Origin of the sequence: Actinomadura formosensis NBRC 14204, from assembly GCF_001552155.1 — a bacterium.
Taxonomy (GTDB): Bacteria; Actinomycetota; Actinomycetes; order Streptosporangiales; family Streptosporangiaceae; genus Spirillospora; species Spirillospora formosensis.
Window position 1 is genome coordinate 1 of record NZ_BCQQ01000192.1, and the last position, 7,579, is coordinate 7,579.

The 7,579-nt window shown below is 73.6% G+C and carries 6 protein-coding genes; 1 reads left to right on the top strand and 5 read right to left on the bottom strand.

Annotation, left to right across the window (positions count from 1 at the left end):
* Window positions 1–1,012 (top strand): S1 family peptidase (locus AF1_RS30635; protein ID WP_306303198.1); only part of this gene is annotated, 1,012 nt, incomplete at its 5' end.
* 86 nt (window positions 1,013–1,098) lie between these two features.
* On the opposite strand, the gene AF1_RS30640 is transcribed toward AF1_RS30635, so the two are convergent.
* The 5 genes from AF1_RS30640 to AF1_RS30660 form a co-directional block, all read right to left on the bottom strand.
* A complete protein-coding gene (locus tag AF1_RS30640) occupies window positions 1,099–1,836 on the bottom strand; it encodes a thioesterase II family protein (protein WP_067807310.1) in 738 nt (245 codons plus the stop codon).
* Window positions 1,833–2,462, bottom strand: coding sequence for a GNAT family N-acetyltransferase (locus tag AF1_RS30645; RefSeq protein ID WP_067807313.1), 630 nt, complete (start codon window positions 2,460–2,462; stop codon window positions 1,833–1,835). Before AF1_RS30645 ends, AF1_RS30640 begins: the two co-directional genes overlap by 4 nt.
* A complete protein-coding gene (locus AF1_RS30650) occupies window positions 2,455–2,664 on the bottom strand; it encodes an MbtH family protein (protein ID WP_067807316.1) in 210 nt (69 codons plus the stop codon). The genes AF1_RS30645 and AF1_RS30650 overlap by 8 nt, the downstream gene beginning before the upstream one ends.
* A gap of 11 nt (window positions 2,665–2,675) precedes the next feature.
* Window positions 2,676–6,632 (bottom strand): non-ribosomal peptide synthetase, encoded by a 3,957-nt coding sequence (locus AF1_RS30655; RefSeq protein WP_067807319.1) that lies wholly within the window; start codon window positions 6,630–6,632, stop codon window positions 2,676–2,678.
* Window positions 6,617–7,579 (bottom strand): condensation domain-containing protein (locus AF1_RS30660; RefSeq protein WP_255218852.1); only part of this gene is annotated, 963 nt, incomplete at its 5' end. The genes AF1_RS30655 and AF1_RS30660, both read right to left, overlap by 16 nt.

The following is a 7,579-nucleotide window of genomic DNA, read 5'->3' on the forward strand; positions in this document are numbered from 1 at the left end:
CGGCGTGGCCGCGGCGACCCTCGCCGCCGCTCCCGCCACGCCCACCGCGACCGCCGCTCCCGCGGCGCACGCCGCGCCGGCCGCTCCCGCTGGCATCGCGGCGTCGCTGGAGCATCGGCTCGGCACCCACACCGCGGGTTCCTATATCAGAGGCGGCAAGCTGGTCGTCACCGTCACCGACGCCAAGTCGGCGCAGACCGTCCGCGCCGCGGGCGCCGTCCCGCAGACCGTCGCGCGCAGCGGCACCGACCTGAACAAGGTCATGGCGGCGCTCAAGCGCGAGGCGACCGTGCCCGGCACGGCCTGGGCCGTGGACCCGGCCTCCAACCAGGTCGTCCTCAGCATGGACGGCACGGTCAAGGGCGCGAAGCTCAAGAAGGTGAAGGCCGCCGCGGCCCGGCAGGGCGCGGCCGTCCGCACCGAGAAGGTCGCCGGGCAGTTCCGCACGTTCACCCTCGGCGGCGAGGCCATCTACACCGGCGGCGCCCGCTGCTCGCTGGGCTTCAACGTCCAGAGCGGCGGCACGTACTACTTCGTCACCGCCGGGCACTGCACCAACATCGGCTCGACCTGGACCGACCGGTCCGGGCGGACGCTGGGCAACACCGTCGCCAGCAGCTTCCCGGGCAACGACTACGGGATCGTGCAGTACAACTCGACGCCCGCCGACACCCAGGGCGCCGTCAGCCTCTACGGCGGCACCCAGGACATCACCGACGTCGGGAGCGCCACGGTCGGGCAGACCGTGTACCGCAGCGGCAGCACCACCGGCCTGCACAGCGGCCGGGTCACCGCGCTGAACCAGACGGTGAACTACTCGCAGGGCAGCGTCAGCGGACTGATCCGCACCACGGTGTGCGCGGAGCCGGGCGACAGCGGCGGCTCGCTGTTCGACGGGTCGAGCGCGCTCGGCCTGACCTCGGGCGGCAGCGGCAACTGCAGCTCGGGCGGGACGACGTTCTTCCAGCCGGTCGCCGAGGCGCTCAACAGCTACGGGCTGAGCGTCTACTGATCCCGCGGCTTCCGTGACAGGCGGGCCGTCCCCATCCGAACTCCGTGGGGGCGGCCCGTCGCACGTCCGGGCCGGCGGGCGGGGGCTCAGCCGGTGGCCGGGACCTCCAGGGTGCGGTGGATCTCGGCGATGACCGCGGACTGCTGATCGGTCAGGTAGAAGTGGCCGCCCGGCAGCACCTTGAGCGCGAACCGCCCGCCCGTGACCTCGCCCCAGCCGCGCGCCTGCTCCTCGGTCACGTGCGAGTCGGCGTCCCCGATGATCGCGGTGACCGGGACGGTCAGCCGCGTCCCGTCCCGGTGCGCGTAGTCCTCGATCAGCGTGAAGTCGTTGCGGACGTACGGCAGGACCAGCTCGCGCAGTTCCGGGTCCCGCAGGGCATCGGCATCGGTGCCGCCCAGCTTGATCATCTCCTCGACCACACCGTCGTCGTCCCTGCCGGACACGCGGTCGGCGCCGCGGTCGTGCGGCGGCCGGGCCCCGGAGGCGAACACGTGCACGGGGGCGCTGCCCCGCTCCTGCAGCAGCCGCGCCACCTCGTAGGCGAGGACGGCGCCCATGCTGTGCCCGAACAGCGCGGCGGGACGGTCCGTCAGCGGGGCCATCGCACCCGCGATGAGGCGGGCGAGCTGGTGGGCGTCGGTGACGAACGCGTCCGCCATCCGGTCGGCGCGGCCCGGGTACTGGACGGCGTGCACCTCGACGGCCGGGCTGATCTCCTTCGCCCACGGCCGGTAGAACACCGCCGACCCGCCCGCGTGCGGCAGGCAGAACAGCCGCATCGACGCCCAGGGGCGCGTCTCGGTACAGCGGAACCAGGTCACGTGATCAACTCCTCCTGCTCGTTCCGGCGGGAGGCCGTGCGCGGGTCGTGCGGCAGTGGCCACGGCGCGACCCTCGGGTCCGGGACGAGCTTGGGCGCAATGGTCTCCGCGGCCACCTTAAAGCCCCGCCGCCGGTAGTTGGCGATCGCGTTCGGATGGTCGAGGCTGCTGGTGCGCAGCCACACCCGGGAGGCGGGGCCGCAGTCCGCGGCCCACAGCTCGCCGCGCTGCCAGGCGCGGCGTGCGCACTGCTCGACGAGGTAGCCGCCGTAGCCGCGGCCGACGAACGCGGGGGTGAGGCCCACCAGGTGGATCTCGGTGTCCCCGCCGGGCTGCGCCTCGATCTCGAAGAAGCCGGCGACGGTGCCCTCGGCCATGGCGATCCACGTGCTCAGCTCGGGCCGCTCCACCCAGGCCCGCCACTGCTCGTACGTCCAGGGGAAGCGGTCCGTCCAGCAGACGCGGGCGCCGACCGTCGCGTACAGGGCGCGGTTGACGTCCGCGGACGGCAGCGCGGCCAGCGTGAACGTCATCTCGACGCCCGGCAGCGGCGCGGGACGCAGGTCCGCCGCATCGAGCATCTCCATCTCCCACTCGGTGACCGAGGGGATTTCGAGATCAGCCACCCATCGCCTCGATGAGGCTCTTGGGCCGCATGTCCGTCCAGTTCTCGTTGATGTAGTCGAGGCACGCCTGCCGGGTGTCCTCGTCCTTGGCCACCGTCCAGCCGGGGGGGACCTCGGCGAAGGACGGCCACAGCGAGTGCTGGCCCTCGTCGTTGACGAGGACGACGTACGTGCCGTCGGGGTCCTCGAACGGGTTGCTCATCTGTCTCCCTTTCACTGGCTGCTGTGCAGCTTGTCGAGTTTGGCGGCCAGGACGGCGCCCATCTCGGCGGCCGGGTCCGGCTCCATGAGCAGGTGGTGGTCGATGTCGATCGGGTAGTCCTCGATCCCGCCCTCGACGAGCGGGCCCCAGTTGGACCGTCCGGTGGGCGAACCGCCGGTGCGGCCCCGCAGCGCGGTGAAGAACACGATGTCGCCGCGGAACCGGCCGGGGCGGTACTCCTCGGCCTGCCGGAGCCCGTTCTCGTAGTTGCGGTAGACGTTGACGAGGTCGTCCTCGCCGAGGGTGGCGAGGGCGTCGTCGCGGTCGGCGAGCACCGCCATGATCTGGGCCATGTTCGGGTTGCCGTCCTCGGCGACCATCGTCGCGTCGATGCCGATGGACTCCAGCAGTTCGGGGAGGACCTCGCGCCGCTCGGATTCGAGGTCCTGGCCGTGGTAGGCGTCGATGAGGGCGAGCAGGCCGACGCGCTCGCCGGCGGCCTGGAGCCGGACGGCCATCTCGTAGGCGACGAGCCCGCCGAGCGACCAGCCGGCGAGGTGGTAGGGGCCGCGCGGGCGGACGGCCCGGATCTGTGCCAGGTAGTCCTCGGCCATCTCCTCGATGGAGCCGGGCAGCTCGGTCCGCGTGAACGCGCGGGCCTGCAGCCCGTAGATCGGCTGGTCGGGGCCGAGGTGCCGCTGGAACTGCAGGTAGCCCCAGGCCAGGCCGCCCGCCGGGTGGACGAAGAAGACCGGCGGGCGGGTGCCCGAGGTGCGGATGGGCAGCAGGACCTCGAAGCCGAGCCTGTCTTCGGGGGCGCCGGCCCGGGTCAGCGCCTCGACGGTCTGGTGGGTGAACACGTCGCGCGGGGTGAGCTCGATGCCCGCCCGGCGGGCGCGGGTGACGAGCTTCAGCGCGGCGATGCTGTCGCCGCCGAGGTCGAAGAAGCTGACGTCGGCGCCGACACGGTCGAGGCCGAGGACGTCCGCGACGATCCCGCAGAGCCGCTCCTCGTCGGGTGTGCGGGGGGCGCGTCCCGCGGCGGCCTCGCCGTAGTCGGGCGCGGGCAGGGCGCGCCGGTCGAGCTTGCCGGTCGGGCCGACGGGGAAGGTGTCGAGCCGGACGAACGCGGCGGGCACCATGTACTCGGGCAGCCGGTCCCGGACGAACTCGCGGAGCCCGTCCACCATGCGCTCTTCACCGTGGGGTTCAGAGGGGTCGTCCCCCCTGGCGGACAGGGCCGGTGCGATGACGTAGGCGACGAGGGTCTTGACGCCGGGGGTGTCCTCGCGGGCGATGACGGCGACGTTCGCGACGGCGGGGTGGGCGGCGACGGCGGCCTCGATCTCGCCCAGTTCGATGCGGAACCCGCGGATCTTGACCTGGAAGTCGGCGCGGTCGACGTACTCCAGGTTCCCGTCGGCCCGCCACCGGACCAGGTCGCCGGTCCGGTACATGCGGTCGCCGGGCGCGCCGAACGGGTCGGCGACGTAGCGTTCGGCGGTGAGGGAGGGCCGGCGCAGGTAGCCGCGGCCGAGCCCGGCGCCCGCGATGTACGCCTCGCCGACCACGCCGGGCGGGACGGGCCGCAGCCCCTGGTCGAGCACGTACACGCGCATGTCGTCGATGGGGCGGCCCAGCACGGCGGACGTCTCGGACGGGTCGGCGAGCGGCGCCCGCAGCCCGGTCACGGTGGTGTAGGTGGTGGCCTCGGTCGGCCCGTACACGTTGCCGACCTCGGTGTCCGGGCAGGCGGCGAGGACCTTGCGGATCGCGGCCGGCGAGCCGGCCTCGCCGCCGGTCAGGACCTCGCGGAGGCGCGCGAACGCGTGCGGCCGCTCGTCGGCGACCAGGTTGAACAGGGTGGTGGTGAGGAACAGGCCGGTGAGGTCCTCGGCGGCGATGATCTCTTCGAGCGCCTCGCCGTTCAGGTGGCCGGGCGGCGCGACGACGGCCGTGCCGCCGTGCAGCAGCGGCGTCCAGATCTCGTAGATCGACGCGTCGAACGCGTGCGGCGAGTGGACGAGCACCCGGTCGTGGGCGCCGCCGCGCAGCCGGCCGTCGGTGGCGAGGTCGAGGGCGTCGCGGTGCCGCAGCATGACGCCCTTGGGGACGCCCGTGGAGCCGGAGGTGAACAGCACGCAGGCGAGCTGCTCGGGATGGCAGGGGACGCCGGGGTCGGTGGCGGGCCGGGCGCCGGTCTCCGGGTCGTCGTCCACGACGAGCACCGTCGCGGACGTCTCCAGATCGGCCACGCGGTGCCGCATCGGCGTGTTGACGACGAGCACGGGCGCGTCGACCTCGGCGACCGCCCACGCCATCCGCTCGGCCGGGTAGCTGCGGTGGATGGGCGCGTAGGCCCCGCCCGCCTTGAGGATCGCCAGCGAGGCCACCACGGTGTCGGCGGATCTTTCGAGCAGCACCGCGACCGGGGTGTCCCGCCCGACGCCGAGCCCGATCAGCCGGTGCGCGAGACGGTTCGCCCGCTCGTCCAGCTCGGCGAATGTGATCGGCTTCCCGGCGGCGCGGACGGCGGTGGCGCCGGGGGTTCGGGCCAGCTGTTCGGCGAAGCGGGAGGTGAGGGTCTGCGGGCGGCGGCCGGTCCGCGGGCCCTGCCAGGTCTGGAGGACCCTGGTGCGTTCGTCGTCGTCCAGGACGGCGATGCGGCCGAGCGGCAGGCCGGGGCGGTGGGCGATCGCTTCGAGGATGCGGGTGAGGCGGCGCATCAGGCGCGCCGCGTCGTCCCCGGCGAACAGGTCGGTGCGGTGGTCGATGCGCAGGGACAGGGCACGCCCCGGGACGGCGGCGAACGTCAGCGGGTAGTGGGTGGCGTCGTAGCCGTCGACGGCGTGGAGGGTGAGGCCGCCGAGGTCGGTCCCGGCGGCGTCCGGGTCGAACGGGTAGTTCTCCAGGACGGTCATGGTGTCGAACAGCGTCCCGGCGCCGGTGAGGCGCTGGATGTCGGACAGGCCGAGGTGGTGGTGCTGCATCAGCGCGGCCTGCTCGTCCTGGAGGCGGGTCAGGGCCTCGGCGACGGTGTCGGCGGGCCGGACGCGGGCGCGGATCGGCAGGGTGTTGATGAACAACCCGATCATCTGCTCGACGCCGGCCAGTTCCGGCGGGCGGCCGGACACCGCGGCACCGAACACCACGTCGCTGGAGCCGGTGAGGCGGCCGAGCAGGGTCCCCCAGGCGAGTTGCAGGACGGTGTTGAGGGTGACGCCCTGGGCGCGGGCGCGCGCGCTGAGCGCCGAGGTGAGTTCTTCGGTGAGGCGGGTCCGGACGCGTCCGGGGGCGCCGGTGCCGGGTTCGGGGGCGCCGGGCACGACGAGGGTGGGTTCGTGGACGCCGTCGAGGGAGCGGCGCCAGGCGTCCTCGGCCGCGGAACGGTCCTGGGCGGCGAGCCACGCCAGGTAGTTCTTGTACGGGGTGACGCGCGGCATGCCGCTGTCGTCTCCCTCGGCGAGGTAGAGCGCGAACAGTTCGGTCTGCAGGACGGGCGTGGACCAGCCGTCGAGGAGGATGTGGTGGTTGGTGAACACCATGCGGTGCAGGCCGTCCGCCAGCCTGATGAGCAGGAAGCGCAGCAGCGGCGGCCTGGTCATGTCGAACGGGCGGGCGCGCTCGGCGTCGGCCAGCCGGCGGGCCTGCGCCTCGCGGTCGGCTTCGGGCAGCCCGGACAGGTCCTCGTCCCGCCACGGCAGCCTGACCGTGCGGTGGACGACCTGGACCGGTGACCCCTCCTTGCGTTGCCGGAACCCCGCGCGCAGGTTGGCGTGGCGGCGCAGGAGGGTCGCGGCGGCGGCCTTCAGCGCGTCCACGTCAAGGGGGCCGCGCAGGTCGAACACGATCTGCGCGGTGTAGACGTCGCGGCCCGAGTCGTAGAGGGCGTGGAAGAACAGTCCCTGCTGCAACGGGGACAGCGGGAGGATGTCCTCAAGCTGCGACTTGCTCAATCCAGCTCCCATTCACCGTCGAGCTCGGCGGCGAGCTCGTCGATCTCGTCCTGGCTGACGTCCACCAGGGACAGGTCGGATGGGGTGAACCCGCCGACGGGCCCGCCCCCGGCGCCGGCGGCGACGTGGGCGACGAGGCCGCGCAGCGCGGTGAACCAGCGCTCCGCGAGGTCCTCGATCGCGGCGTCGTCGAACAGCCCGCCCGCCCATGTCCAGGTCGCGGACAGTTCGGGGCCGTCCGGCAGGTCGCGGGTGTGCGCGTTGACCTCGATGGCGTGGACGAGGCCGAGTGCCGCGTCCTGCCCAGGGCCGAGGGCGTCGCCGTCGGCCTGGTCCGCCGGCCCCCAGTCGGTGGCCTCGGGCACGGCGGAGCGGCCGAGGTAGTTGAACCCGATCTGCGGGTGGGCGCGCAGCCGCGCCCCGGCCGCCGGGTTGAGGTAGCGGAGCAGCCCGTACCCGATGCCGTTGTCGGGGATCTCGCGGAGCTGCTCCTTGACCCGCTTGAGCGCGGTGCCGACGGCCTGGCCGCCGTCGCGGACGTCGGTGGGCTCGACCCAGCCGGCGTCCAGGCGGACCGGGTGGATGGAGGTGAACCAGCCGACGGTGCGGGACAGGTCGACGCCGGGGACGATCTCCTCGCGGCCGTGCCCTTCGAGGCCGATGAGGACGGCCGTCTCGTCGGACACGCCGCGTTCACGCCGCCATTCGGCGACGGCGAGCGCGAGGCCGGTGAGCAGGACGTCGTTGGCGCGCCCGTGGAACGCGGCCGGAACCTCGGTGAGGAGGGGCTCGGTGACGCCGGCGGGCAGGTCGAGGGTGAGATGCCTCGCCGCCCCGAACGTGTCGGCCGCCGGGTCGAGCGGGCGGGAACCGAGCACCGGGTCGGGGGTGGCGAGAACGTCGTCCCACAGCGGCAGCTCGGCCGTGCGGGCCGGATCGGACGCCTCGGCGGCGAGGCG

Excerpts from the sequence above, each read along its gene's own strand:
- AF1_RS30650 (WP_067807316.1), bottom strand. The coding sequence starts at position 2,664 with ATGAGCAACCCGTTCGAGGACCCCGACGGCACGTACGTCGTCCTCGTC.
- AF1_RS30655 (WP_067807319.1), bottom strand. The coding sequence starts at position 6,632 with ATGGGAGCTGGATTGAGCAAGTCGCAGCTTGAGGACATCCTCCCGCTG.